The sequence below is a fragment of the Pseudomonas sp. UBA7500 genome (assembly GCF_002478435.1).
In the GTDB taxonomy this organism is placed as follows: domain Bacteria; phylum Pseudomonadota; class Gammaproteobacteria; order Pseudomonadales; family Pseudomonadaceae; genus Aquipseudomonas; species Aquipseudomonas palmensis.
Genome location: NZ_DLNW01000047.1, coordinates 102,697 through 125,784, shown reverse-complemented (window position 1 = coordinate 125,784; position 23,088 = coordinate 102,697). Strand labels below are relative to the sequence as shown.

At 63.8% G+C, this 23,088-nt stretch carries 23 protein-coding genes and 1 pseudogene; 5 read left to right on the top strand and 19 right to left on the bottom strand.

Going from position 1 to position 23,088, the window contains the following annotated elements; all coding sequences use genetic code 11:
- Nucleotides 1-37: 37 nt before the first annotated feature.
- The 4 genes and pseudogenes from B4I46_RS19745 to B4I46_RS19730 form a co-directional block, all read right to left on the bottom strand.
- On the bottom strand, nucleotides 38-1,480 hold the full coding sequence (locus B4I46_RS19745) for a tetratricopeptide repeat protein (RefSeq protein ID WP_286901438.1): 1,443 nt from the start codon (nucleotides 1,478-1,480) through the stop codon (nucleotides 38-40).
- Nucleotides 1,481-1,798: 318 nt separating this feature from the next.
- A pseudogene (locus tag B4I46_RS19740) lies at nucleotides 1,799-2,762 on the bottom strand (GNAT family N-acetyltransferase).
- 148 nt (nucleotides 2,763-2,910) lie between these two features.
- Complete coding sequence (locus B4I46_RS19735; protein WP_275731969.1) at nucleotides 2,911-3,498, bottom strand: hypothetical protein; 588 nt, start codon at nucleotides 3,496-3,498, stop codon at nucleotides 2,911-2,913.
- Nucleotides 3,489-4,286, bottom strand: a complete 798-nt coding sequence (locus B4I46_RS19730) for a hypothetical protein (protein WP_275731967.1) — start codon at nucleotides 4,284-4,286, stop codon at nucleotides 3,489-3,491. The genes B4I46_RS19735 and B4I46_RS19730 overlap by 10 nt, the downstream gene beginning before the upstream one ends.
- A gap of 416 nt (nucleotides 4,287-4,702) precedes the next feature.
- Here B4I46_RS19730 and B4I46_RS19725 point away from each other — a divergent pair, with 416 nt between their 5' ends.
- Entirely contained in the window at nucleotides 4,703-5,623 is a 921-nt protein-coding gene (locus B4I46_RS19725) for a LysR family transcriptional regulator (RefSeq protein ID WP_043861259.1), read from the top strand.
- Nucleotides 5,624-5,655: 32 nt separating this feature from the next.
- Here the strand turns inward: B4I46_RS19725 and madM are convergent, their stop codons facing one another.
- The 9 genes from madM to mdcA form a co-directional block, all read right to left on the bottom strand.
- Nucleotides 5,656-6,423 (bottom strand): malonate transporter subunit MadM, encoded by a 768-nt coding sequence (madM, locus tag B4I46_RS19720; protein ID WP_088515030.1) that lies wholly within the window; start codon nucleotides 6,421-6,423, stop codon nucleotides 5,656-5,658.
- Nucleotide 6,424: 1 nt separating this feature from the next.
- On the bottom strand, nucleotides 6,425-6,835 hold the full coding sequence (gene madL, locus B4I46_RS19715; RefSeq protein ID WP_088515031.1) for a malonate transporter subunit MadL: 411 nt from the start codon (nucleotides 6,833-6,835) through the stop codon (nucleotides 6,425-6,427).
- Nucleotides 6,836-6,901: 66 nt separating this feature from the next.
- Nucleotides 6,902-7,837 (bottom strand): malonate decarboxylase subunit epsilon, encoded by a 936-nt coding sequence (gene mdcH / locus B4I46_RS19710; RefSeq protein ID WP_286901433.1) that lies wholly within the window; start codon nucleotides 7,835-7,837, stop codon nucleotides 6,902-6,904.
- Nucleotides 7,834-8,454 (bottom strand): malonate decarboxylase holo-ACP synthase, encoded by a 621-nt coding sequence (locus B4I46_RS19705; RefSeq protein WP_286901431.1) that lies wholly within the window; start codon nucleotides 8,452-8,454, stop codon nucleotides 7,834-7,836. The genes mdcH and B4I46_RS19705 overlap by 4 nt, the downstream gene beginning before the upstream one ends.
- A 5-nt stretch (nucleotides 8,455-8,459) precedes the next feature.
- Nucleotides 8,460-9,263 (bottom strand): biotin-independent malonate decarboxylase subunit gamma, encoded by an 804-nt coding sequence (mdcE, locus tag B4I46_RS19700; RefSeq protein ID WP_286901430.1) that lies wholly within the window; start codon nucleotides 9,261-9,263, stop codon nucleotides 8,460-8,462.
- Nucleotides 9,263-10,111 (bottom strand): biotin-independent malonate decarboxylase subunit beta, encoded by an 849-nt coding sequence (locus B4I46_RS19695; RefSeq protein ID WP_043861253.1) that lies wholly within the window; start codon nucleotides 10,109-10,111, stop codon nucleotides 9,263-9,265. The genes mdcE and B4I46_RS19695 overlap by 1 nt, the downstream gene beginning before the upstream one ends.
- Nucleotides 10,104-10,403, bottom strand: coding sequence for a malonate decarboxylase subunit delta (locus B4I46_RS19690; RefSeq protein ID WP_088515130.1), 300 nt, complete (start codon nucleotides 10,401-10,403; stop codon nucleotides 10,104-10,106). Before B4I46_RS19690 ends, B4I46_RS19695 begins: the two co-directional genes overlap by 8 nt.
- Nucleotides 10,403-11,278, bottom strand: coding sequence for a triphosphoribosyl-dephospho-CoA synthase (locus B4I46_RS19685; protein ID WP_043861252.1), 876 nt, complete (start codon nucleotides 11,276-11,278; stop codon nucleotides 10,403-10,405). Before B4I46_RS19685 ends, B4I46_RS19690 begins: the two co-directional genes overlap by 1 nt.
- Nucleotides 11,278-12,954: a malonate decarboxylase subunit alpha gene (mdcA, locus tag B4I46_RS19680; protein ID WP_255000827.1), complete on the bottom strand. Its 1,677-nt coding sequence runs from the start codon at nucleotides 12,952-12,954 to the stop codon at nucleotides 11,278-11,280. Before mdcA ends, B4I46_RS19685 begins: the two co-directional genes overlap by 1 nt.
- A gap of 261 nt (nucleotides 12,955-13,215) precedes the next feature.
- On the opposite strand from mdcA, the gene B4I46_RS19675 reads away from it, so the two are divergent.
- Nucleotides 13,216-13,896, top strand: a complete 681-nt coding sequence (locus B4I46_RS19675; RefSeq protein ID WP_043861250.1) for a hydrolase — start codon at nucleotides 13,216-13,218, stop codon at nucleotides 13,894-13,896.
- A gap of 55 nt (nucleotides 13,897-13,951) precedes the next feature.
- Here the strand turns inward: B4I46_RS19675 and B4I46_RS19670 are convergent, their stop codons facing one another.
- Nucleotides 13,952-14,596 (bottom strand): dTMP kinase, encoded by a 645-nt coding sequence (locus tag B4I46_RS19670; protein ID WP_275731959.1) that lies wholly within the window; start codon nucleotides 14,594-14,596, stop codon nucleotides 13,952-13,954.
- Nucleotides 14,597-14,684: 88 nt separating this feature from the next.
- Between B4I46_RS19670 and B4I46_RS19665 the strand changes: the two genes are divergently transcribed.
- The 3 genes from B4I46_RS19665 to B4I46_RS19655 all read left to right on the top strand — a co-directional run bounded on the left by B4I46_RS19665 (nucleotide 14,685) and on the right by B4I46_RS19655 (nucleotide 16,472).
- Entirely contained in the window at nucleotides 14,685-15,407 is a 723-nt protein-coding gene (locus B4I46_RS19665; RefSeq protein WP_286901425.1) for a hypothetical protein, read from the top strand.
- Nucleotides 15,408-15,474: 67 nt separating this feature from the next.
- The gene (locus tag B4I46_RS19660) at nucleotides 15,475-16,161 is read left to right on the top strand and encodes a hypothetical protein (protein ID WP_286901424.1); all 687 of its coding nucleotides are present in this window, start codon (nucleotides 15,475-15,477) and stop codon (nucleotides 16,159-16,161) included.
- Nucleotides 16,162-16,301: 140 nt separating this feature from the next.
- On the top strand, nucleotides 16,302-16,472 hold the full coding sequence (locus B4I46_RS19655; protein WP_167400189.1) for a hypothetical protein: 171 nt from the start codon (nucleotides 16,302-16,304) through the stop codon (nucleotides 16,470-16,472).
- Nucleotides 16,473-16,476: 4 nt separating this feature from the next.
- Here the strand turns inward: B4I46_RS19655 and betI are convergent, their stop codons facing one another.
- The 5 genes from betI to B4I46_RS19630 form a co-directional block, all read right to left on the bottom strand.
- Complete coding sequence (betI, locus tag B4I46_RS19650) at nucleotides 16,477-17,124, bottom strand: transcriptional regulator BetI (RefSeq protein ID WP_286901422.1); 648 nt, start codon at nucleotides 17,122-17,124, stop codon at nucleotides 16,477-16,479.
- Nucleotides 17,125-17,290: 166 nt separating this feature from the next.
- Nucleotides 17,291-18,733, bottom strand: a complete 1,443-nt coding sequence (locus B4I46_RS19645) for a purine-cytosine permease family protein (RefSeq protein WP_043861246.1) — start codon at nucleotides 18,731-18,733, stop codon at nucleotides 17,291-17,293.
- A 60-nt stretch (nucleotides 18,734-18,793) separates the two neighbouring features.
- Entirely contained in the window at nucleotides 18,794-19,978 is a 1,185-nt protein-coding gene (locus B4I46_RS19640) for an iron-containing alcohol dehydrogenase (protein ID WP_054914492.1), read from the bottom strand.
- 10 nt (nucleotides 19,979-19,988) lie between these two features.
- Nucleotides 19,989-21,485 (bottom strand): aldehyde dehydrogenase family protein, encoded by a 1,497-nt coding sequence (locus B4I46_RS19635; RefSeq protein WP_286901420.1) that lies wholly within the window; start codon nucleotides 21,483-21,485, stop codon nucleotides 19,989-19,991.
- Nucleotides 21,486-21,643: 158 nt separating this feature from the next.
- The gene (locus B4I46_RS19630) at nucleotides 21,644-23,011 is read right to left on the bottom strand and encodes an APC family permease (RefSeq protein ID WP_043861243.1); all 1,368 of its coding nucleotides are present in this window, start codon (nucleotides 23,009-23,011) and stop codon (nucleotides 21,644-21,646) included.
- Nucleotides 23,012-23,088 lie beyond the last annotated feature (77 nt).

The following is a 23,088-nucleotide window of genomic DNA, read 5'->3' as shown; positions in this document are numbered from 1 at the left end:
CTGCCAGCCCGGTGGCTACCTCACCGGGCTGGCAGTCTCATTGCCCCGGCGCGCTGCCACGCTCCCCGAAGAGCAGCGTCACATTGACCCGTTGATTGAGGTAGCCCGGCCGGAAAGCCAGTGGCGCGGTGGCATGGAACAGATCTGAGTTGAAAATCACAGCGCGATTGCACCTGTAAGGGATGACTGTGCGCCGGGCTCCAGCCTCCTTCAGAAAGGCGGCAATTCGATCACCTTGGCGATTGTAGGTTTCGAAATCCCAGTCAGAGGGTGCCTCGACGTCGTAGACCACAAGCCCTCCCGAGTCGCGGTCAAGGTTTGCCTCGTCCGGCGTGATCCAGAAGTTCACGTTCACAGCGGCAAAGTCTGCATGGGGGTGTGTCGCAGGCTGGTCATGCTGGTACTTGAACCCCCACATCTGAAGCAATGGGTGATGCTTGCCGATAAGCTGGGGGAAGCAACGCCGAATCTCATCGGCAACCTGCAGCAGAAGCGGGCAATTGAAACCCTCCCTGAAGAACGCGCCGAGCCGACCATGAGCATATCGGTCGGTATGCCAGATGGTGGACTGCAAACAGAACGCCTGCACAAGCGCCAGTGCATCAGCAGACAGGAAGTCGTCGATCACGACCAGGCCCAGGGGGCTCTCCAGGTAATCGCGTTCAGCTCGCAGCAGCGCCTGGCTCATCTTCAAGGCCCCTTCTTGCAGTCGCGGAGCCTGCAACTGGTGCACATTACGCCCGTAGCTCGGGGGCAGCGCAGCGACGTTGGCCGGGGGTGTTGCCAAACTGTTGGGCTGTTCGAATGGTTGGAGAGCTGCCTCATAGCTAGCAATCTCCGCCTCAAGACGCGGACCAATCAGCTGGTGGTCTCGCAGATAGCGTAACTGCTCCAGGTCGTGGGCCAGCTTCGCCCGCGAAGCCCTCGGTACAGCACCACGCCCTTCGCAGGCACCGGGTTGAGACAGGCTGCGCTCGTCACCACGAACTACAGAGGCATAGTGCGAAGCCCACAGGCCCGCAGCGTCAAGGTCGTGAGTACGCAATGAAGTGCTGACGAGTTGCTCCAGGATCTCTGGATCGCGCGGGTACAGTTCGCCGAGGACCTTCCACATGCCACGGGCCGAATCGTGCTGGCCCATGTGGCCATACAGCGTGGCCAGCAAAAAGGCCAGGTTGGCCCTGGCCAGGTCGAAGGCAGGCTGCAGGCTGATCGCAGCCTTGTAGCTCGAAATTGCGTCCTCATTGCGCCCCGATTGCTGCAAGGCCCAACCCAGGTTGTTATGGCCAACAGCCCAGTCAGGACATTGCTGCACTACGGCACGAAAGCATGCCTGTGCGGCATCGAACTCGCCCTGATCGCACAGGGTACAGCCTTCCTCCAGCAGCACCGATACGGTCTGCTGCGCGCAGCCATTGCCTGCAGCTTCTGGCGTGGTGCGCAGGGCACCATATTTCGCCATCCAGACTTGCGCACTCACGCAAAGCCTCTGAACGGGTCAAGGGCAGCCTTCATCTTCATGGCGCGGCCGAAAGCGTCCTTGTCGGTACTTTCAGCAGCCTCATTCCCGTCATCGCCAATCGCGGCGCTCGCACCGCCAGTGTCATTCAATGCAGCCCAGGCAGGCTCGGTCTCAAGAGACCTTGCGCCGTAGGCTCGAATCACACCGGTTATGTTTGTACTATCCCTTTCAGCGTGCATGGTCCGTCCTTGGAATCGAGCATCAGGTGGCTCGTGGAGCCGGGTTGCGAAACGCCTAGCATAGCCACTCTATCGCCACCATCCACTGAAAGTGCAGCTACAGGTGGAAATGCCCCGCAGCCTCGGGCTGATAGAGCACCTTCCGGATCTCGATCCGGCGGGTTCGATCAGCGATTCGCCAGTCGATGGCGTCCCCCTCCTGATAGCCGAGGATGGCGGCGCCGATGTCGGAACACACCGAATGCTTGCCGGTGCTGCTGTCCGCGTCTTCGGGGTAGACCAACGCCACTTCGATCTCCTCGTCGTCCAGCTGCAACAAGGCCCTGGAGTTCATCGTGACGACATTGCGCGCCACCTGCTGCGGCTTCACGACGATGGCCCGCTCGAGCTCATGCTCGAGTTCCACCACGGTCGGGCCTTCCTCTAGCGCGATCAGGCCCTCGAGCCTGGCCTTGTCGATTTCTGTGATGTAGATCCCGGTGGAGTCGCCCACGGCACCTTCGCGCAAGAACGTGAGGTAGCGCCCCATCGTCATGGCAAATGACTTCAATGTCGGGGTTTCGCTCTCCAGCACAAAGCCGCTGCGTACAAAGGCTTTCAGCGAGCGCGTGTTGTCGGGGTGGATCTTGGCGATGAGCTTCTTGGCCCGCATGTCGAGGAAGGCCAGTTTCATGCCTTCGCGAATCGTACGGGCGCCAAGGTTTCGGCCCCACTTGTCGCTGTCTCCGATGACCAGGACGATCTCGCAGTTGGAGCCAGTCTTGACGAGGCGGACAAAGCCGACGGGGGCGTCATGTCGGTCATAGGCCATGAAGAATCGGCCGCCCCGATTGAATAGATGGGTCAGGATCGGCAATTGAGTCCGATCGATGGCTTGTTCGATGGAGCGAGAAACATCACGCGAATCACTCAGATAGCAGGTAACACGTTCGTCTTCCAACCAGTCCATCAACGTCAGCGCATGTGCCCGGGTAATTTCAGGGCACAGCGAAATGAAAGGCCTGTTCATCTTCACCACACTTGATATGCAAAGGATGAAAGCCCTTCATGGCGATTGCCATGACGGTTCTTTCGGCAACCGGCCATCTTAAGACATAACGCCAGAATGGCGAACAGTTTGCGCACTTTTCGTTAGTCAGCGGCACTCCCCACACTACCCGCCTGATGCCCTCTGCGACCCTACCCAACTTCGAACATGCCTGGCGCAGTTCAGGATTGCGGGTAACATACAAACCCATTCAGCTGTTCGATGGTTTTCTGCGGCGCAGCAATGAATTCCGCCAGATCGACCTCCCACCACGTGCCTAAAAGCACATCCGTAAGTGACGATACCGAAAAAGCGTCACCGCCCGGGTAATCGGCATTCCTCCACTCTTGATCGATATCAGTACGCGGTTCGCCGACGAGCCAGTAAACATAAATTCTTATGCTCGGCGTTGTTTCTTCAAGCTCGAGCGGATCCGGCTGCGTATTACCCACGCGATGCCTTCTGAGTACCGCAGGCTCGGTGTTGAGATGAAATTCGAAAAAGGCGTGCTGCACGCCTTCGGTGCGGATGTACAGGAACTGGGCATTCATGAGCGGCAAGTAGTCCCAGGCCCAATTGCGGGACGGCTTTGTAGCTGCGCGTGGTGGACGCCCAAGGTCGATGGGGTCCCAGGACCAGAAGATTGCGCCAAATTTTGCTGCCACTTCGTCAATCGCAGGAAGAATCCGTTTGTAGAAGCCCGCCAATAAACGATGTGATCGTTGTACCTGTTCAACCAGCTGATTCGCTTGTTCACGGTTCAGTTCCATTGATTTTCGTCCTTTTCAAATGCCTTCACCAACGGCATCAAAGAATGCCAGTCAATCGGTTTTCTATCTGCTTTGACAGCGCTCACAGAGCGCCAGCCCTTGAGTGAATCAAGGGCGGAAAGAAGTCTTCCATTCGATTCAGCGAGAGGAAGCAGGTCGATGAATGGAGCGCATTCATTCGTCATGCCGAACAACCCAAACGCCTGCAGCCAATCTTCGATAATGTGCGCATCCCTGGTATCGGCGCTCGCAAGAATCGCTGTCAATCCTTTCATTACCTCCTGCCACTCCCTACACACCACCCGCAGACGTACCGCAGAAAACTCACTCTGCAGACTCGTTGCCATGTCACTTGAGTGATTGGGGTTTCTGCCCAGAGCAAGCAAAACAATGGGTTTGGGGTCTCCATCCTCTTGTTGAAGTGCTCTAACCTCTGCTCGCCATTGTTCGAGTCGCTGGGAGCCTGAATACGGTGGTTTAACCTCCACCAGCAACTGGTGGTTGGGATAATCCATGAGCACATCAGGCTCTACAAACCCGCGATACTTTCCAGCGCGCAACTTGGGCCAGAACGTGATTTCCTGGAGGGTGCCCAGCTCACTGGCGATCTCAGCGCCTAGCAGGAGCGTCAGGAACTGCTCCTGCGCGCCATCGCTCAGGTAAGGCAACCTCCCGAACAATACACCCGTGAGCAAGTCTTCACGCTGACGAAAGAGCTCACGCCAACCAATGGCCCTCCCTTCCACCTCGACCCTCCCTGCCTTGCCATGCAGTACTGCCGTCAACATTGCGCGAATCCTTGGTAGTTCAGTGTTCAGGGCTACAGCGGAGCCTTGCCCGAAGTATCCCCACCTCTCATTACGTGTCAAATCAGCATGATCGCTAATACCTGCACCTTGACCAAAGTAAAAATCTCATGAATCTCCACTGGGCGGGAGCAGTCAGAAGTTACTGCCGGTACAGTCACGGTACACAGATGGTTATGTTGATTGCTAACGGGTACGGGCTATCGTCTCGAATCGCTGACACGTGGGCGGCACGCATATTCCTGCAACGAACAACCCCGCCCATCATTCAACCCAAGGCTCGATTCGTTACGCTGGCATTAACCATCCGAACATTGATTACTGTGTGCCCGCCCATCCATCATGCGCGGGCTATTCCACTCACAGCCTGTGGTTCAACTTTCGCTAGGGGCCCGATCATGCTGATCGATGAAGAGCTCACCCTGAAAAAGCTCGAAGTGTTTCTCGCATTCATGCGCACTGGCAACCTGTCCCGGGCAGCGGCCGAGCTGCAAACCAGCAATGTGAGCGTACACAGGGCCATCCATTCGCTGGAAAGCGCCCTGCGCTGCCCGCTGTTCAAGCATGAGGGGCGCAACCTCACGCCGCTGGAAAGCGCCTATGTGCTCGAGGAACGTACGCAAAAGCTGGTGCAGGATGTGGTCGATACGGTGCGCCTGACCCGCGAGGCCGCAGGCTTTTCCGCTGAACGATTCAAGCTGGGCTCGTTGTACTCCTTGACGGTCAAGACGGTGCCGCAGCTGATCATGGGCCTGAAGATCCGCCGTAGCGAGCTCAACATCGACCTGATCCTGGGCTCCAACTTCGACCTGCTGTACAAGCTCAAGAACATGGAGGCCGATGCGATTCTGGTTTCACTGGACGAAACCACCCATGACCCGGACTGCGAGTCGATCGAGCTGTTCAGCGACGATATCTTTCTCGCCACCCCGGTCGACTCGCCCTTCGCTTCCCACGCCGATGTCGACCTGGCCGAGCTGCGCGACTCGACCTTCATTACCCTGACCCAGGGCTTTGCCACGCACCGCGATGGCGTCAGGGTGTTCGATCAGGCGGGATTCGCGCCGAAGGTGGCGATGCAGGTGAACGATATCTTCACCTTGCTCAGCATGGTCAGCTCCGGGGTGGGCTATGCCCTGCTGCCAGGACGGATTGCCGCGGTGTATGAGAACCGGGTGAAGTTGATACCGCTGCAGGCGCGCTACAGCCTGCAGCAGCGAATCGGCGTGGTGTTTCTCAAGGCCAAGGAGCGTGATCCGAACCTGCTGGCCCTGTTGGCCGAATGCCGCCTGTATGCTGGCCGTCACGCCCAGGGTTGAACCCCCTGCCCTGTCGGGCAAGGGGCGCAGGCTCATGCCCCGACCAGGCCGCGAACCACGAAATACAGCAGCGATGGCCCCAGCAGACAACCCAGCCCGGTATGGAACGTGGCTGTCAGCGCGCCGTAGGGCACCAGCCGCCGATCCGTCGCCGCCAGCCCCGCCGTCACACCGCTGACCGTACCCGCCAGGCCACCGAACACCATGGCCGAGCGTGGATTGTCCAGCCCCATCCAGCGCGCCGCGAAGGGCGTGCAGACCATCACCAGAATTGCCTTGATCAGCCCCGTGGCAATCGACAGCGCAACCACCTCGGAGCTGGCCCCAATCGCGGCACCGGTCACCGGCCCCACGATATAGGTCACCGCGCCGGCGCCGATGGTCGAGATGCTCACCGCATCACGGTAGCCGAACGCCCAGGCAACGCAGGCGCCGACGATAAAGGGCAGTAGGGTGCCCAGCACCAGGGCCAGCGCCCCGACCATGCCGGCCTTGCGCGCCTCGGTGGCCTGCACCTCGAACGCGGTGGCCACGATGGCGAAGTCGCGCAGCATGGCGCCGCCCATCAGGCCGATGCCGGAAAACAGCGCCAGGTCCGCCAGGCCCTTCTGCCCACCGGTCAGGGTGCCACCCACCCAGGCCAGCACCAGGCCTATCACGATGGCGATTGCCGAGCCGTGAACGCGGCCAAAGGTCAGGCGCCTGGACAGCACCACCGAGACCCACATGATGACCCCGACAAACGCGAAGGCCGTGATCAGGCCATTGTGTTCCAGGCCCTTGATGATGACGTCCAGCATATCAATGCCCCCCGTTGGTCGATGGCAGTACATCCAGCGGTTCAGCCGGCAACGGCTCGCCCTTGTGGGTGCGGCTGATCAGCGCGATGGTCGCGCCGCACAGCAGCACCGAGCCGATGGCCGCCAGCACCGCCATCGGTCCGCCGTGCAGGGCCGTGACAACGTTCTGTTGCGCCGCCATGGCCACCACCACCGGAATGTACATTGCGCCCCAGAAGCCCACGCCCAGCTCGCACTCCTTGCTCAGGCCACCATGACGATGCATGTACAGGCGCACGAAGATCAGCAGCAGCATCGCGATACCGACCCCGCCGACGTTCGATTGCACGCCCATCAACGCGCCCAGCAGATCACCTGCCACAATGCCCACCAGCGTGCAGATCGCCAGTAAAGCCACACCGTAAATAATCATTGTTGTTGTCCTCCAGGGTGTACCGCCTTCAATTGTTGTTTTTGTATCGGGCAAAACAGTGCAGGTTCAGAGGTGGCGCAGGCCCTCCCGTTGCATGAGGGAAACAAGGGTATCCAGGCGGGTACCTTCAAAGCACAGGGTGGTGCCCTGGCTGAACACGCGCCGGGCAAGACCGGTGAGGACCTGCCCCGGCGGCAGTTCGATCTGCAGGCGTACACCGCGTTCGTAGGCGCCTTGCAGCGTTGCGCGCCAGTCGACGATCCGGCACATGTTGAAGGCCAGTTCATCGCGAATGCTTTCGCCGCTGTACAGCGGCCTGGCCCGACTGCTGCTCAGGTAACCCAGCTGCGGTGCGCGCACGTTCACCTGTTCGAACGCTGCGGCCAGCAACCGTGCGGCGGACTCCAGCAACGGGCAATGCGACGGCACGCTCACGGCCAGGCGCTTGCCGACCACCACGCCGGCGCTGCGCGCGCGGTCGACAACATCGGCCATGGCCGCATCGCTGCCGGCGATCACCACCTGGTTATCGGCATTGATGTTGGCCAGGTAAACCGGTGTCGCCGCGCTGTGCACCTGCGCCAGCAACGCTTCGACGCGCGCAGGCTCCAGGCCGATGAGGGCGGTCATGCCATAGCCATAGGGCCAGGCCTGCTGCATCAATTCTGCGCGCAGGCTGACCAGCTTCAGGGCATCGGCAAAACTCAACGCACCCGCCACCACAGCCGCCGGATACGCCCCGATCGACAGCCCCGCCACATAGGCTGGTGCGGGTGCCTGTTGCAACAGCAATCGGGCACAGGCCACCCCGGCCACCAGCAGGCACAGCTGCACTGCACGGGTAGACGCCAGCGCCGCTGCCGAATCCAGCTGCATCACGTCCTCGCCGAGTACCGCCGAGGCCTCGGCGATGCTCTCGCGCACCAGCGGTTCATCGGCCAAGCCATGCAGCATCCCCGGCTTCTGCGCGCCCTGCCCCGGGAACACCAGCCAGCAGCTCATGCCCGGCGCTCCGTTATCTGCCACGGGTCAGCCGCCAGGCAGGCGCCGGTGCTGGCCTTGAGCAGTACCTGGCGCGCATCGCCGGCCCACTCGCCCAGGGCTACGGCGCCGCCGGGTGTCTGCAGTTGAACATCGATGCGGCACAGCGGAGTCCGCAGACGCTCCAGCAGTTGCCGCGCCGCCAGCCGCGACATCGGCGCGGGGGTACGCAGAATCAGGTCGAGGTCACTGTGCTGATGCAGAACCGCCACCCCGCAGGCGAGCTCATAACCCGCGCTACCGCTGACGCCCCACACCAGCCCCGTCGCGTCGAGCACCGGCCTCAGTTGCGCCAGGGCCTGCAGCGCCGGCCATTGCCGGGTGCCTGTCGGGTACGCCGCGAGCTGTTCAGGGCTCACCTGACGCTGCACGCTGCTTGCCGGTATCCAGCTCGCGTAACGCTGTTCGCGGTTGCTGCCACGCAGGCCCACGGCCACCTGGCCCGGCGCACCCTCGGCCCGCCGCACCACCACCGGTCGCCCCTGCTGCAGCACGTTCACCGCCCAGACCGGCGCATCGGCCGGCAACCCGTCCAGGCAGGTGGTCCAGAGCAGGTCGTGAGGCAAATACGGGTTCATGGCCGTTACCACTGGGCGCGCAACAATTCGCGCACCCGGCTCGACGCGGCGCGATTGCTGGCACCAAGCCGGCAACTGAGGTCGGGGCCGCTGTGCTGGATGTCCTTGACCGCCTCGATCAGGCATTCCACCACCCGCCCGAGATCGGCCATCGAAGGGTGCTCGGCATCGCTGACAGTCAGGGTTCGCCACAACAGCCCCAGGCTTGCGTAACTGTCGATGTCATAGGCCATCGGCGGCACGCTGGCAGCCAGGGCTTCGAGTTCCTCGACACTGCGCAGCGTGACCCGCGCCGCCGAGGCCTTGCCCATGGCATGCACCATGACTCCGTCATCGGCCAGCGCGATCAGCCGATTGGCTTGGTAGCCATGGGCCAGAAACGCCCCGGACATCGCCTTGCCTACCAGCAGCGCGATCACCGGGTGCCCGGCCAGGCGAGCACGGGCATAGCTGTCGGCGGCAGCGGCCAGGGCCTGATGAATGCCTAGCGCTTCTTCGCGCCGACCATAGGCCTGGCTCGGCACATCGACAATCGCGACCAGCACCCGCTTGCAAGACTGGTCGCGGTCAGCGGCGATGGCCTGCTCCACCGCCTGGGCCAGGCCCCAGCCTTCCACCAGGCCGACTTCGCCCTGGCGTGCGCGAACAAAGCGGTTATGCGCATCGGCCACCACGGCCAGATAGCGCACCGGCCACTCCCCCAGCCGACCATCGGCGACCCTCAACGAAGGCGGTACGTCGTTGGCCTCGACGGCGTCGCGGCCCAGGGCCTGGAACCAGTGCAGGCCACGCAGTGAACAGGCAGTCATCAGCGTTCTCCTTGATACAGGTGGCGAACCGTCGCCGGGTCGATTGGCGCCGTGGTGTCCAGCGCTTTCAGGCGCTGCAGGTAATAGCCAGACTGCTGACTGCGCGGCACAGGCGGCAGGCCTTGCTGCAACAGCGCACTGACCTCGCTGCGAATCTGGCTGACCTCGTCGGCCACATAGCGGTCGGCCAACTGGCAGGCAACACGTTGTTCGCCTCCGGTCAGGCTCCAGATGAACGGCCGGTCTCGGGAGTCGTACTCCTCCACACCCGCCTCCTGCTCGATCACCAGCGGCCCGTTCAGGCCCAGGCGTGCCTCCTGGGTAACCACCAGGTAACTGCACAGGCCGGCGGCAATCGACATGCCGCCAAAGCAGCCGACACTGCCGGCAATCACGCCGATCACCGGCTGGTACTGGCGCAGGTCGACGATGGCGGCATGAATCTCGGCAATCGCCGCCAGGCCGAGGTTGGCTTCCTGCAGGCGCACGCCGCCGGTCTCCAGCAACAGCAGGGCGCGGGTGGCAATGCCTTTGCGGTTGTCGTCGGCAGCCAGCTCCAGCGCGCCGGCGATCTTGGCGCCCCCCACCTCGCCCAGGCTACCGCCCTGAAAAGCACCTTCGATGGCCGCAACCACCACCGGCAGGCCGTCGACCAGGCCCTTGGCAATCACCACCCCGTCATCGGCCTGGGGCACCACCCCCTGCTTGGCCAGCCAGGGCGACATCAGCCGTTCGAACGGGTCGATCAGCTCGCGAAAGCTGCCACTGTCGAGCAGCGCTCGAGCGCGCTGGCGAGCACTCAGCTCGACGAAGCTGCGCTTGTGCAGCAACTGGGTAGGGTCAGTCATGGTCGATCTCCTCCAGGCCCTGCTCCAGACGCAGGCGAACCACACCGGGGGTGGCGCCGAAGTCATGGATATCGATGCGCAGCGCCGGTGGCGTACGCCCTTCGAAAATTCGCGCAAACACCTGCTGCCAGCGCGTCGCGCTGCCATCGACGGATGTCTGCACGGCGATGCTCAAGGTGCCGGCAGGGCCAGGCTCTATCAGCACTTCCAGGTCCCCGGAGCCGACACAGCCCACCAACGTGCGCCCGCGGCCAGGCTGGCCGGCGGGGAATTCAAAACTCAAGGTTTCCATCAGCATGCTCCCTGAACATTCAGCTCGCCCTGCTCCAGGCGATCGATCAACAGGCACGCCGCGAGCAGATCGGCGGCGCCACCGGGCGAGGCATTGCACTGCAGCAGTTGCCGGTCCAGCGCCAGCAGACGCCGCCGCCCGGCCAGGCTTGCGCTGCCCCCGGCATCCAGCACGGCCTGGGCACCGTCCTGCATCAGTGCCAGGCCGTGCAGGCCAGCGCGGTACAGCACGCAGGTGTCCTGCAGCCGGGCCATGATCGCCAGCAAGGCATCGAGCCGGGCGTTCTGCTCGCCATGGCCTGCAGCGCGGCTGCGCTTGAGTTGCGGCAAACCGTGCAGCAGCACCGCTGGAAACCCCTGTTGCGCCTGTTCACGGGCCCCACCGGTGCCGTACCGCTGGCTGACCTGCCGGCCGTGACTGGCAACGCAAGGGGCATGGCGATCATCGAGCAAGGCCAGGCGCGCGGCACGGGTGCACACCGCCGAGGCGCCCAGTTGGCCTGGCGCCAGGGCGGCTGCAGTCACCAGCAGGCCCAGCGCCCAGATGCCGCCACGGTGGGTATTGACGCCGGCGGTGGTTGCCAGCATCGCCTGTTCGCCTTCGCGGCCCACGGCGCCGATGGCCTCACGCAGCGCCAGGCCGATCTCGCCCAGGCCCTGGGCTGCATCGGCCATGGCCTTGAAGGCCGGCCACAGCGTCAGCGCCGACGCGTGCATCAGGCCCAGGTCAAGGTCGCTGTGCGCGCCACTGCCGCGCCGGTCCACCAGGGCCGGCTTGGGTGACAGGTCCGCTTCGTCGATCAGCGCATCAACGGCAAAGTCGGCCAATTGTTCGCTGAGCGACACCGGGCGGGTGTTCAGATTGAGTGCGTGCATTACCAGCTCCTGAATTTGGCGGGCGGGGCGTACAGGCCGCCCGACCATTGCACCAGGTCGGCGACGCTCTTGGCCGCCAGCAGCTCGCGGGTGGCATCGGTGCGCCGGATGCCCAGGTCTTCGGGCCAGGCGATCAGCCCTTCGCGGCGCATGCGCTGGGTGTCCTTGGGGTCGTGTTGCTGGCCAATGGCGGTCACCCCGGCCACGGCGGCAATCATGGCCTGGCGCTCCTGCAGCGAACGCGCCTTGTACAGGTAGGCGATGCCTTCTTCGGTAAGCAGGTGGGTGACGTCGTCGCCGTAGATCATGATCGGCGCCAGCGGCATGCCGCATTTTCTGGCGACGTCGATGGCGTCCAGGGTCGGCACGAAGGTCGGCTTGCCCCCCTCCTGGTAGGTTTCGACCATCTGTACCACCAGCTTTCTGCCGCGCTCCAGCAGTGCTTGCGGGGCGCCATCCTGCTCAAGGCGCATGTCCAGCCAGGCTGGGGTGGCATGCCGCCGGCCACGCGGGTCGTGGCCCATGTTCGGCGCACCGCCAAAGCCGGCCAGGCGGCCGCGGGTGACGGTGGAGGAATGGCCGTCGCCGTCCACTTGCAGGGTAGCGCCGATGAACAGGTCCACGGCGTACTGCCCGGCCAGCTGGCAGAGCATGCGGTTGGACCGCAGCGAGCCATCGCGCCCGGTGAAAAACACGTCCGGGCGCGCGGCGATGTACTGCTCCATGCCCAGCTCGGTACCGAAGCAGTGCACGCTTTGGACCCAGCCGCTCTCGATTGCCGGTATCAGCGTGGGGTGGGGGTTGAGGGTCCAGTTACGGCAGATCTTGCCCTTGAGGCCCAGGGATTCGCCATAAGTCGGCAGGATCAGCTCGATGGCAGCGGTGTTGAAGCCGATGCCGTGGTTCAGCGACTGCACGTTGTGCTTCTCGTAGATGCCGCGGATCGCCATCATCGCCATCAACACATGCACCGGCTTGATGTGCCGGGGGTCGCGGGTAAACAGCGGCTCGATATAGAACGGCTGGTCGGCGACCACCACGAAATCAACCCAGGAGGCCGGGATGTCCACCCGTGGCAGATCGCTCGCATCCTCAACCAGCTGGTTGACCTGGACGATGACGATGCCATCGCTGAACGCCGCCGGTTCAATCAGCGCCGGGGTGTCTTCGGTGCTCGGGCCGGTGTAGATGTTGCCCTGGCGATCGGCCATGAACCCTGCCGACAGCACCACGTTGGGGGTCAGGTCGACCACCAGCCGGGCATACAGCTCGATGTAGGTATGGATCGCGCCGATTTCCAGCAGCCCGTCTTCGAGCAACTGGCTGATGCGCAGGCTCTGGGTGCCCGCGAACGAAAAGTCGAGTTTGCGCGCAATGCCGCGCTCGAACAGATCCAGGTGCTCGGGGCGCCCGACGCTGGGCATGATCATGTGCAGATCATGCAGCTTGGCGGGGTCGACCCTGGCCAGCGCGCGAGACAGAAAATCGGCCTGTTTCTGGTTGTTGCCTTCGAGCACCACCCGGTCGCCGGGCAACATCAGCGCCTCAAGGGCCTCGACGATCCGTTCGGTGGGCAACACCACGCCATCGGCGAACGCTTGCACGCTTTGCAGTCGCTGCTGCTTGGCAGCGCGGCGACTCGACCAGCGCGGGTCGGGGTAGATTGTTGTTGTCATGCTCACTCCACGCGTCTTCGCTGTAGTGGGCACACTGTGGAACTACACGGCCAGAGCATCAATCAAGCAGGCTGACGAATCATTACGCTCAGGTTAACGATCAGGGCATCGAAGCGTCGCCCACTAACCTGTGCGTTTGACAATGAACGCTGCAATCATCGTTCACAAAACAGGACGCTCACGTGCAAATTACGCGTCTACCGGCCCTATCGTTCCGTATCTAGACTCCCTCTCACACCACTACCCCAGAGGAGAGTCCAAATGAGCGCACCCGCCAACTTCAACAATCAGGCCCCTGTCATCGACCCGACCGATGTCGCCATGCTGTTGATCGACCATCAGAGTGGGCTGTTCCAGACAGTGCACGACATGCCCTTCACCACCTTGCGCCGCCTGGCCAGCACCTTGGCCAGGATCGCGACCTTGTCCAACATCCCCGTGATCACCACCGCCTCGGTACCGCAAGGCCCCAACGGCCCGTTGATTCCCGAAATTCATGAGAACGCCCCGCATGCCCGCTACATCGCACGCAAAGGAGAAATCAACGCCTGGGACAATCCGGAGTTTGTCGCCGCCGTGAAGGCCACCGGCAAGAAGCAGCTCATCATTGCCGGCACCATCACCAGCGTGTGCATGGCCTTTCCGTCCATTGCGGCGGTGGCTGCAGGCTATCAGGTGTTTGCCGTGATCGACGCCTCCGGTACCTACTCGAAGATGGCGCAGGAAATCACCCTTGCGCGAATGGTCCAGGCAGGTGTCGTGCCCATCGACGTGGCGGCGGTGGCTTCCGAACTGCAAAAGACATGGAACCGGCAAGACGCGGCTGAGTGGGCGCAGGCCTATACCGGCATCTTCCCCAACTATCAGTTGTTGATCGAAAGCTACGCAAAGGCACAGGAAGTGGCGAAGAACAACGAAGCGCTGGACTCCCAGCGCAGCTGATTCACCCGCCGACGGTTCCCATCGCAAGGTGGGGACTGTTGGCGGCACCCGCAATTCATGGAGCTGACACGGCGTGCTCGGCCCGAGAGTCGCCCAGCACGCCGTCGATCTCGGCCACCAGTTGCCTCACCGCCTCCTCAACCGTGCCTTCATTACGGCACAGCACCCACCCGTTATCCGCAACCGCCTGCTCGAATGCCTGCGTGGCAGCAACCTGCTCCTCGAGGCTGAACATCACGGTACTGCCCAGCCCTCGGGTTCTGGCCGCCGCCCTCGCCCACGAAATCTGCGGGCTGGTAACCACCCCTACGTGCAGGTCCGGCACACTCACCTCGCGCTCGAGGTTCAACCGCAGAATCTCGGCAAACGGCACTATCCGGCGAAACGCCGCATCCGATGGATACCAGCGGTCGATCAGGATGATGCTGTTGGGCGGCTGCCTGGTCAGCACCTGCCGGGAAATCCAGGCCCGGCTCTCGGCAAGGCGTTCGCAAACCGCCCACTCCAGCGACCGGCTGGGGTTTCTGACCAGTGCGTTGACGAGCGCCATCGTCTCGCCCCGGCCGGGGTCGCTGTTTTTCTCGGACAGCCGGACCACCTTTCTGCCGTCAGCCCGCAGTGCCTGGGTCACAGCTTCCAGCAGCGTGGTCTTGCCGGTTCCCTTGGGGCCATCCAGCGAAACGAAAAGCGGACGGTTCATTGTTGTTGCGCCTCTGGTTGTGTCCATCAGTCATGAACCGGCATTCTTGCACACCCGCTCCCCAGCAGACACCGAGGCACCTCCGTCAATGGACCCGACACTCACCCAGGCCCTTGCGCAACTGCGCAGCGCCCTGCCCATCGGCCTGCGTCACGCCCGGGCCCTGCTGCAACGCTGCGCCGGCAACCCGCAGCAGGCCGCCGAGCTGTACAAGACCGAACTGCTGCAGGTGCTGATGGAAAAATCCGGTCTGCCACACCACCAGGCCCGCCAGTACCTGCACAGTGCGGGCTACGACCTGAGCCGCGCCTTGACCGCCCTGGACGAAGCGCGTTTCACCCTGACCCAGCGCATTCTGCGCCACCATCACCAGGACAAGCCACGCGCCCTGGACCTGATCGCCCAGGCCATCGAAACCGCCGAACAGCTGCCCCGCCAGTACTGGCTGGATTTCGAGCGCCTGGATCAACTGTCCCCGGCGCTGCGCTGCTTCATGGTGATCCACGAATGGCTGGCCTTCGAGCAATGGGAAGGCTTTGACAGTGCCCTGCACTTTCACCTGCCCCAGGCCATCGCCCAACTCAGGCACCTGCAGCTCGATGCCCTGGCGCACACACTGGAGCAGGCCGATCAGCGCCAGCAGCACCTGCGCCAGGCCCATGCCGATGAACGCCACGTCGAGCTGGCCATACGGGTCCAGCATGACCCGCTCTTCGACGCCTGCCAAACCCGCTTCAACCAGCAGCGCACGCAGCTCGACGAGCAGCTGTACGCGTGGGTGGAGCGGCACATGGCGCAGTTTCCCACCTGAGCCGCGCCTCTGCAGCGCGCAAGCCGGTAGACTGCCGCCCTCCCCGACGGACCTCGGATTCCCCCTCATGGAACTGCACTACCGCATCACCCCCGACCACCTCCAGTCCTGGATCGCCGAACCGCTGAAGCAGGAACTGCTCAAGCAGGACGCGCAACAGGCCCGCGCCCTGGCCACCTTCGCCAGGTGGCAGAGTCGCCTGATCGGCCCGCTGATGTTCGCCCTGTGCCTGATCGGCGCCCTGTTGGCGGTGTATCTCCCGGAGCGACGCATCACCCCGGAGAAAGCCATCGCCCTGCTGCTGTTCACACTGGTGTTCATCCCGCTGTGGTGGCGCTTTTCCGGGCGCTGGGTCGGCCACCTGCAAGCGCGGATCGCCGCCAACCACGCCAAGCCCCGGGCACCGGTACGCGGGCTCAACCAGCGCCTGATCGAGGCCAGGCTTCGGGCACCCCTGAAATCGGCCCAGGACACGTACAAGCTGAGCTTCGATGATCAGGGCTTCACGCTGGACAAGGCCCGGGGCGGCAAGACGGTCCTGGCCTGGGAGCAAGTCGTACACCTGCTGGAAACGCCGGATTTCTACCACGTGGCGAGCGCAGACATGCGCGCCAAGGGCATGGCCTGCCTGATTGCCAGGCACAGCGAGCTGATGCCGTCGCAGGACTATCAGCAAGGTCTGCAGGCGTTTCTGAGCCACTGCCCGGTCACGGCTAGCGCCCCGGCCACGTCTTGCCCCTCAACCCCGAAGTAGCCCTCGGCCGGCCTGGGCGCAGGTGGTAATTCGGCCAAAGCACAGGGAAGCAATGCCATGGCAACGCGCCGGTGCTGCATGCAGCCACGGCGAACGTATAAGGTAGGCCGCACAACAATCCAACTGCCAAGGAGACAGCCATGACCCTGTTCTGCCGGCTTAGCCTGCTGTTGCTGATCGTGGGAATGCTGCTGGGCGAGATCGTGCTCGCCAGCGTGGGGCTGGTGGGCGTGTGCGGTGCGGCGCTGTACATCAGCATCCGCGAGGACACCCCGCAGGCGCCCCCCGCCGAGCCGGAGTTTCTCGCCTAGCCGTTCAAGGCTGCAGCGGTTCGGCGCCCTTGACGAACATCTGCGCCGTGACAATGCAGCACTTCTCGGCCTTCTTCGAACTGAAGGCCTTGTGGTCGAGCGCCCATTCCAGCCAGAAGCCGTCGATCAGCGCGGTGATGGTCAACGCCGCGCTTTTGGCGTCTATCTGCGTGCCCTGTGCCTTGCCGATGGCCTTGAACACCGACTCCAGTTCCTTGCGATAGTCGGCATAGAGCTTCTTGTTCAAGGCGCGCAGCTGCTCCGACGATACCGCCGCCCCCCAGAACCCCAGCCAGGTGGTGAGGATGAACTCGTTGAAGATCTGCCCGCGAAACGAGGAGCGGATGATCGCCAGCAGACGGCCCTCGGGGGTGCCGCCCTGCACCGCCAGGTACTTGCGGGTTTCTTCGCGCAGCTGGTCGGTGAGTTCCTGGTAGGTCGACAGCATCAGCTCTTCCTTGCTGGAAAAGTGATGGCCGATCAGCCCGATGGACACCCCGGCCTGCGCGCAGATGCGCTCCAGGGTACTGCCACTGTGGCCATAGCGGGTGATGCACTGCATCGTCGCCTCGATGATGGCCTTGCGGCGCGTCTCGGGGTCGATGCGGGTTCGACGCTTCCTGGGTTGGGTTACTTCGGGCTCACTGCTCATACGTCAACAACCTGTGCACTGCGGGGCATGGCCCCGGTCTCCGGACAGCGGCTACATCTCAGTCGCCAAGCGAGGCGACAATTTAGCAACTTTTGCCCGGGCAAGTGACAGGAAATGGCGATTGCCCCGGCGTGCGTTGCGCACGCCGGGGCAATCGTCGACAGGCTCAGTTGGCGCTCAGGCCGCGCTCCAGGTCCTTGTCCAGTTCATCGATGCGCGACAGCTCCGCCGCGATGTCCTGGGTGCGGCACAGCCACCCGTAGACCAGCGCCGACACCACCAGACCCACCAGCATGCTGATGTCGGCGCCATCGAGCAGCGTGGTCACGTAGCCGGTATACAGCCCGGTGCTGGAGAACGGCAGCATGGCCACGAAGCCTGCCACGTAGGCGCCGATGCCGCGCCAGTTCCAGCGCCCGTAGATCCCGTTGGGCTTGAAGATCTCGGTAATCGAAAACTTGCCGTGGCGTACCTTGTAGAAGTCCACCAGGTTGATCGCCGTCCACGGGGTGAACAGGTACAGCAGGATGGCCAGGAAGTCGCCGAAGTCCTTCACGAAGTTGTCCGAGGCGGTCATCGCGATGGCGATCGCGGTCCCGCCCACCAGCAACATCGAGACGATGCGCTTGAACAAGGTGGAGGTCTGGGTCTTCACCGTGTCGGCGATACTCAGCAAGGTGATCGAGGCGCCGTAGAAGTTCTGCGCCGCGCTGGTCACCAGGCTCAGCACCGCCAGGATCAGCAGGCATTCGCCGAAGCCGCCGAACAGTGTGTTGCCCAGCATCACCAGGCCCTTGGCCAGGTTCTGCCCCGGGCTCAGTGCCGCGGCCAGGGCGCCGATCAGCATCATCCACACCCCGCCGATCATCGCGCCCATGTAGGTCCACCAGAACGACGAGCGCACGCTGACGTTGGCCGGCAGGTAGCGCGAGTAGTCCGACACGTAGATCGCCCAGCTCAGCTGATACGCGGCGGCCACGAAGAACTGCGCCAGGAACGGCGTTGCCTTGAAGTCCGAGACGCTCAGCTGATCGGCTGGCAGCTTGACGAAGAAGAACAGCCCCACGGTGAACACCAGCATCACCGCGATCAGCACGAACGCCAGCAGCCGCTGCACCTTGTGGAAGGTGTTGTAGCCGGCAATCGCCATGACGATCGCCAGCAGCGAGAAGGCGATGGCCGAGCCGTTTTCGGGAACGTCGAACAGTTCGTGCAGCGTCTGGCCCACCAGCAACTGGTTGAAGGCGTTGTAGCCCACGTAGGTGGCGATGGCCACCACATACACCAGCAACGCGCCCAGGTAGCCGAACTGCGGGCGCGACTGGATCAGTTGCGGCAGGCCCATCTGCGGGCCCTGGGTGGAATGGCCGGCCATGAACAGCGTGCCGAAGGCGCAGCCCAGGAAGATCGCCACCGCCGACCAGAACAGGTTGGCGCCCATGCCGACCCCGATGATGCCCACCGCCAGGGTGGTCAGGTGCGCTTCCCCGCAGAACCAGATGGGCCACAGGTGCCACGCCTTGCCGTGGCGCTCTGCGAGCGGGACGTAATCGATGGAGCGTGTTTCAAGGTTCAGGCGTCCCTTGGACGCCGAGTGGGAGGCAGACATGGCAGTTGCACCTTTTTTTATTGGTCTGGTTGCACGGCTAAGCGGAAAACAGCGGGTTCATCAATCGCGGGCGTGGTTGATCGCCTGGGTCAACAGCGCCTCCAGTTGTGCCTGGGTGCTGTCGCGCGGGTTGGTCAGCCGCGCCGGGTCGCCCATGGCCTTGCGTGCCACGGCGCCGACATCGGCCTGGCGGACCCCGAGCTCGGCCAGCGACCTGGGAATCTCCAGGCGGTCGAGCAAGGCGCACACGGCGTTGTAGAAGGTCTCGAACTCGGCGTCCGGCAAGCCCAGGGCCTGCGCCACCGGCATCAGGCGCGGGGTGATCTGCGCCTGGTTGTAGCGCAGCACCACCGGCAGGATGACCGCGTTGGTCAACCCATGGTGGGTGTTGTAGGTGGCGCCCACCATATGGCTCAGTGCGTGCACCAGCCCCAGGCCCTTGAGAAACGCCACGCCGGCCAGGCACGAGCCGATCAGCATGTTGCCCCGCGCCTCCAGGTCGTGACCGCGTTCGACGGCGGTGTCGATCGAGCCCCACAGCAGCGTCAATGCCTGCAACGCGGCGCCGTCGCTGAGCGGGTTGAAGCTGGGCACGAAGTAGGCTTCCAGGGCATGGATGATCGCATCGCACCCGGTCCATGCGGTCAGGTTGGCCGGCAGGCTCTGGGTCAGCTCCGGGTCCAGGATCACCGCCGCCGGGCGCGCCCGTGGGTGCCACACGCAGCCCTTGATGCCGCGCCCGGTGTCGGTGAGCATCGCGGTGCTCTCGGTTTCGGCGCCGGTGCCGGCGGTGGTGGGAATCGCGATCACCGGCGCAAAGTCCGCCGCACTGAAACCTGCCGGCACCGGCTTGTCGAAGTCGAAGGCCCACAGCTCGCTGCGCTGCTGACGGGCGACCAGGGCCACCGCCTTGCCGCCGTCCAGGCCACTGCCGCCCCCCAGCGCGATGATGCCGTCGGCGCCCCAGGCCCGATAGGCTGCGGCACCGGCCAGTACCGACTGGTCGGTGGGGTTGGGCTCGATGCCGCCGTACAGGCCGCAGGCAAGCCCCGCCTCGGTCAGGCTGCGCTGCAGTTCATCCACGAAGGGCAGGCGCAGCGAGCCCTGGTCGGTGATGATGATCGGTCGGCTGATGTTGAAGTCCCGGCACAGCCTGGCCAGGTGATGACGCGCACCCGGGCCGTACTCGATGGGCAGTGGCACGGTCCATTGTTGCGGGTTCAAGGCTGAAAGCGTGTTTTGCATGGGGTTGACCTCAACGGCAGCGCAGGATGGTGGATTTCAATTCGGTGTACTTGCCCAGCGCATGGGCCGAATTGTCCCGGCCATTGCCGGACTCCTTGAACCCGCCAAACGGGAAGTTCATGTCCACCAGTTCGTCATAGCAGTTGACCCACACCGTGCCGGCCCTGAGCTGGCGGGTGGCGCGGTGAATGGTCCCAAGGTCGGATGACCACACCGCCGCCGCCAGGCCGAACTCGGTCTGGTTGGCGATGGCGATGGCTTCATCGAGGGTGTCGAAGGGAATCACCACCAGCACCGGGCCGAAGATTTCCTCGTTGGCGATACGCGCCGTTGCGTCCGGGGCAAGGAAGATCGTCGGCTCCAGGTAGGCGCCTGCCCCCACCGGCGAGAGCGCCTGGCCGCCCTTGAGCAACTGCGCCTCGTGCCGGCCTGTTTCGATGTAGCGCTGGACGCGCTCGAACTGCACCGCGTCGATGATCGCACCCGTGACGCTGGCCGGGTCCAGCGGGTGCCCCGGGTAATAGCTGTCGGTGGCCACGAGCAGTTCGCGCAGCAGCGGCTCGATCACCGAGCGCTGCACCAGCAGACGCGACCCGGCGCTGCACACCTGGCCCATGTTGGCGAAGATCGCCGCCGCTGCCGACTGCGCGGCCTGGGTGAGATCCGCGCAATCGGCCATGACGATGTTGGCCGACTTGCCGCCCAGCTCCAGCCATACACGCTTGAGATTGGAGGCGGCGGCGTTCTGCGCGATCTGCCGCCCCACCGCGCCGGAGCCGGTGAAGGCGATACAGTCGACGTCGCCATGCAGGCTCAGCTCGCGTCCCACCGCGCCATCACCGGGGAGCACGTTGAACACCCCAGCCGGAACACCCGCTTCCATCGCCAGGGCGGCGATGCGCAAGGCGCTCAACGGGGTTTTCTCCGACGGCTTGAGCAGCACGCTGTTGCCGGCTGCCAGGGCCGGGGCGAACTTCCAGGCGGCCATCAGCAGCGGGTAGTTCCAGGGCACCACCGCCGCCACCACGCCCAGCGGCTGCTGGGTCACGGTGCCGAAGAATTGCGGGTCGGTGGCCGGCACCTCGCCGTGCACCTTGTCGATCAGTTCGGCAAACCAGCGCAGGCAGTAGATCGTGCCCGGCAGGTCGGCACCAATGGTATCGGCAATCGGCTTGCCGCTGTCCAGGGTCTCCAGCAGCGCCAGCTCGTCGGTATGCGCCTCGAGCAGTGCGGCCCACCTCAGCAGCACCGCCTTGCGCTCGCGGGCCGCCAGCTCGCTCCACACGCCGGCCTCGAAGCTGCGCCGCGCAGCAACCACGGCCAGGTCCACATCGGCCTTCGCGCACTGGGCCACCGCCGCGAGCACGGCGTCGTCAACCGGGCTGCGGGTGCAGAAGGTCGCCCCGTCTTGCGCGTCCACATAGCGCCCGTCGATGAATGCCCTGCCCTCCAGCGGCAACGTTGCTGCCTTGTCGAGCCAATAGGCCCTGTCTTTGAGTCGTGTCACTGCAATACCCCGTCTTGTTCTTGTCAGGCTGGGGCAATCCTAGGCGATACTGAAAATATCTTCAATAACGATCAAGACCGTTACTGAATTTATTTTCAATAAAAAATGCCCGCATGAGCGGGCATTGTTCCAGGCGATGCATGGGCAGCAGCGTGCAGTCAGTCCGTCCAGGTCAGCGAGGGCGCCCCCCGCCGGCGCATCACCCAGGCAATCAGCAGGCCGCCGAGCATCCAGGCGGCGCCCAGCACCTTGGCGTGCACGTTGGTGCTCCACAGCGCATAGCTCAACAGCAGCACGCCCAGCACCGGGGACACCCCATGGCTGAACAGCTGCGCCTGGCCGATCTTCCTGAAGTAGATCATCACCGACACGTGCAACAGGATGTAGGCGGTCAGCGCGCCGAACGTGACCAGGGTCACCATCACATCCAGGTAGCCGGCCCCGGCGAACGCCACCACGAACGAAACCAGCGCAACCGTGACGATGGCGTTGGCAGGCACGTTGGTGCGGGCACTGATGCGGCTCAGGTACGCGGGCAGGCGCTTGTCCCGCGACATGCTGAACAGCACCCGCGCCGTGGTCGCCTGGGACACCAGGGTGTTGGCCATCAGCGCGATGATGCCGCTGGTCAGGGTGATCACCGGCAGAAACCAGGCCCCGACGATCTCGGCACTGAGGGTATAGAACGCAGTGTCGGCAGCGGCGCCCTGGTACACCGTGCCCAGCGGCACGAACACTGCCGCCAGGTACACCTGCCCCACGAACAGCACCGTGACCAGCACCAGCAGCATCATCGTGGCCCTGGAGACCGTCTCCCCGCCCCCCTTGGCCTCTTCGTTCAGGGTCGACACCGCGTCGAATCCGATGTAGCTGAGAGCTGCAATCGGTACGGCGGCGAACACCATGGCCATGGAGAAGTCGGAGCGGTTGTAGAACGGCGCGATGAAGTGCTCCAGGGTCGGCTTGAGTTCGATGATGCGAGAGGTGGCAAAGGCGGCGAACAGAAACAGCACCACCAGCTGGATCAGCAGCAGCACCTTGCTCAACCTGGCATTCATCTCGATGCCCATCAGGTTGACCGCCGTGGGCACCGCAACGAAGGTGACCAGCCACACCGTGGTCGGCACCTGCGGGAACTGCGCCGACAGCGCCGCCGCCCCCAGCACCGCCAGCAGTGCCGGCAGCAGCAGGTAATCGAGCAGAATCGCCCAGCCGGCCACGAAGCCCAGGCTGCTGTTGGTGCCGTGGGTGACATAGGAATAGACCGAGCCGGCCAGGGGGATCTTCCTGGCCATCTGGCTGTAGCTGATGGCGCTGAAGATCATCGCGACGGCGGCCACCAGGTACACCAGCGCCACCATGCCGGCGGAGGTGTTGTAGATAAGCCCGAACACGCTGACCGGGGCGATGGGCACGAAATACAGCAGGCCGTAGGCGAGCACATCGGAAAAGCTCAGTACCCGTTTGAGCCCTGCCTGCTCCGGGTCTTGTGTACTGGGGGTATCTGACGCATTGGCAATCGACATGGGCAATCTCCGAAGCAATAGATCGTCGAGGCGCAACCCCCTGCTTCGCCAGGGGCCTGGGTCGACTTGTTTTTTAT

Excerpts from the sequence above, each read along its gene's own strand:
- B4I46_RS19735 (WP_275731969.1), bottom strand. The coding sequence starts at position 3,498 with ATGGAACTGAACCGTGAACAAGCGAATCAGCTGGTTGAACAGGTACAA.
- B4I46_RS19730 (WP_275731967.1), bottom strand. The coding sequence starts at position 4,286 with ATGTTGACGGCAGTACTGCATGGCAAGGCAGGGAGGGTCGAGGTGGAA.
- B4I46_RS19725 (WP_043861259.1), top strand. The coding sequence starts at position 4,703 with ATGCTGATCGATGAAGAGCTCACCCTGAAAAAGCTCGAAGTGTTTCTC.
- madM (WP_088515030.1), bottom strand. The coding sequence starts at position 6,423 with ATGCTGGACGTCATCATCAAGGGCCTGGAACACAATGGCCTGATCACG.
- madL (WP_088515031.1), bottom strand. The coding sequence starts at position 6,835 with ATGATTATTTACGGTGTGGCTTTACTGGCGATCTGCACGCTGGTGGGC.
- mdcH (WP_286901433.1), bottom strand. The coding sequence starts at position 7,837 with ATGAGCTGCTGGCTGGTGTTCCCGGGGCAGGGCGCGCAGAAGCCGGGG.
- B4I46_RS19705 (WP_286901431.1), bottom strand. The coding sequence starts at position 8,454 with ATGAACCCGTATTTGCCTCACGACCTGCTCTGGACCACCTGCCTGGAC.
- mdcE (WP_286901430.1), bottom strand. The coding sequence starts at position 9,263 with ATGACTGCCTGTTCACTGCGTGGCCTGCACTGGTTCCAGGCCCTGGGC.
- B4I46_RS19695 (WP_043861253.1), bottom strand. The coding sequence starts at position 10,111 with ATGACTGACCCTACCCAGTTGCTGCACAAGCGCAGCTTCGTCGAGCTG.
- B4I46_RS19690 (WP_088515130.1), bottom strand. The coding sequence starts at position 10,403 with ATGGAAACCTTGAGTTTTGAATTCCCCGCCGGCCAGCCTGGCCGCGGG.
- B4I46_RS19685 (WP_043861252.1), bottom strand. The coding sequence starts at position 11,278 with ATGCACGCACTCAATCTGAACACCCGCCCGGTGTCGCTCAGCGAACAA.
- mdcA (WP_255000827.1), bottom strand. The coding sequence starts at position 12,954 with ATGACAACAACAATCTACCCCGACCCGCGCTGGTCGAGTCGCCGCGCT.
- B4I46_RS19675 (WP_043861250.1), top strand. The coding sequence starts at position 13,216 with ATGAGCGCACCCGCCAACTTCAACAATCAGGCCCCTGTCATCGACCCG.
- B4I46_RS19670 (WP_275731959.1), bottom strand. The coding sequence starts at position 14,596 with ATGAACCGTCCGCTTTTCGTTTCGCTGGATGGCCCCAAGGGAACCGGC.
- B4I46_RS19665 (WP_286901425.1), top strand. The coding sequence starts at position 14,685 with ATGGACCCGACACTCACCCAGGCCCTTGCGCAACTGCGCAGCGCCCTG.
- B4I46_RS19660 (WP_286901424.1), top strand. The coding sequence starts at position 15,475 with ATGGAACTGCACTACCGCATCACCCCCGACCACCTCCAGTCCTGGATC.
- B4I46_RS19655 (WP_167400189.1), top strand. The coding sequence starts at position 16,302 with ATGACCCTGTTCTGCCGGCTTAGCCTGCTGTTGCTGATCGTGGGAATG.
- betI (WP_286901422.1), bottom strand. The coding sequence starts at position 17,124 with ATGAGCAGTGAGCCCGAAGTAACCCAACCCAGGAAGCGTCGAACCCGC.
- B4I46_RS19645 (WP_043861246.1), bottom strand. The coding sequence starts at position 18,733 with ATGTCTGCCTCCCACTCGGCGTCCAAGGGACGCCTGAACCTTGAAACA.
- B4I46_RS19640 (WP_054914492.1), bottom strand. The coding sequence starts at position 19,978 with ATGCAAAACACGCTTTCAGCCTTGAACCCGCAACAATGGACCGTGCCA.
- B4I46_RS19630 (WP_043861243.1), bottom strand. The coding sequence starts at position 23,011 with ATGTCGATTGCCAATGCGTCAGATACCCCCAGTACACAAGACCCGGAG.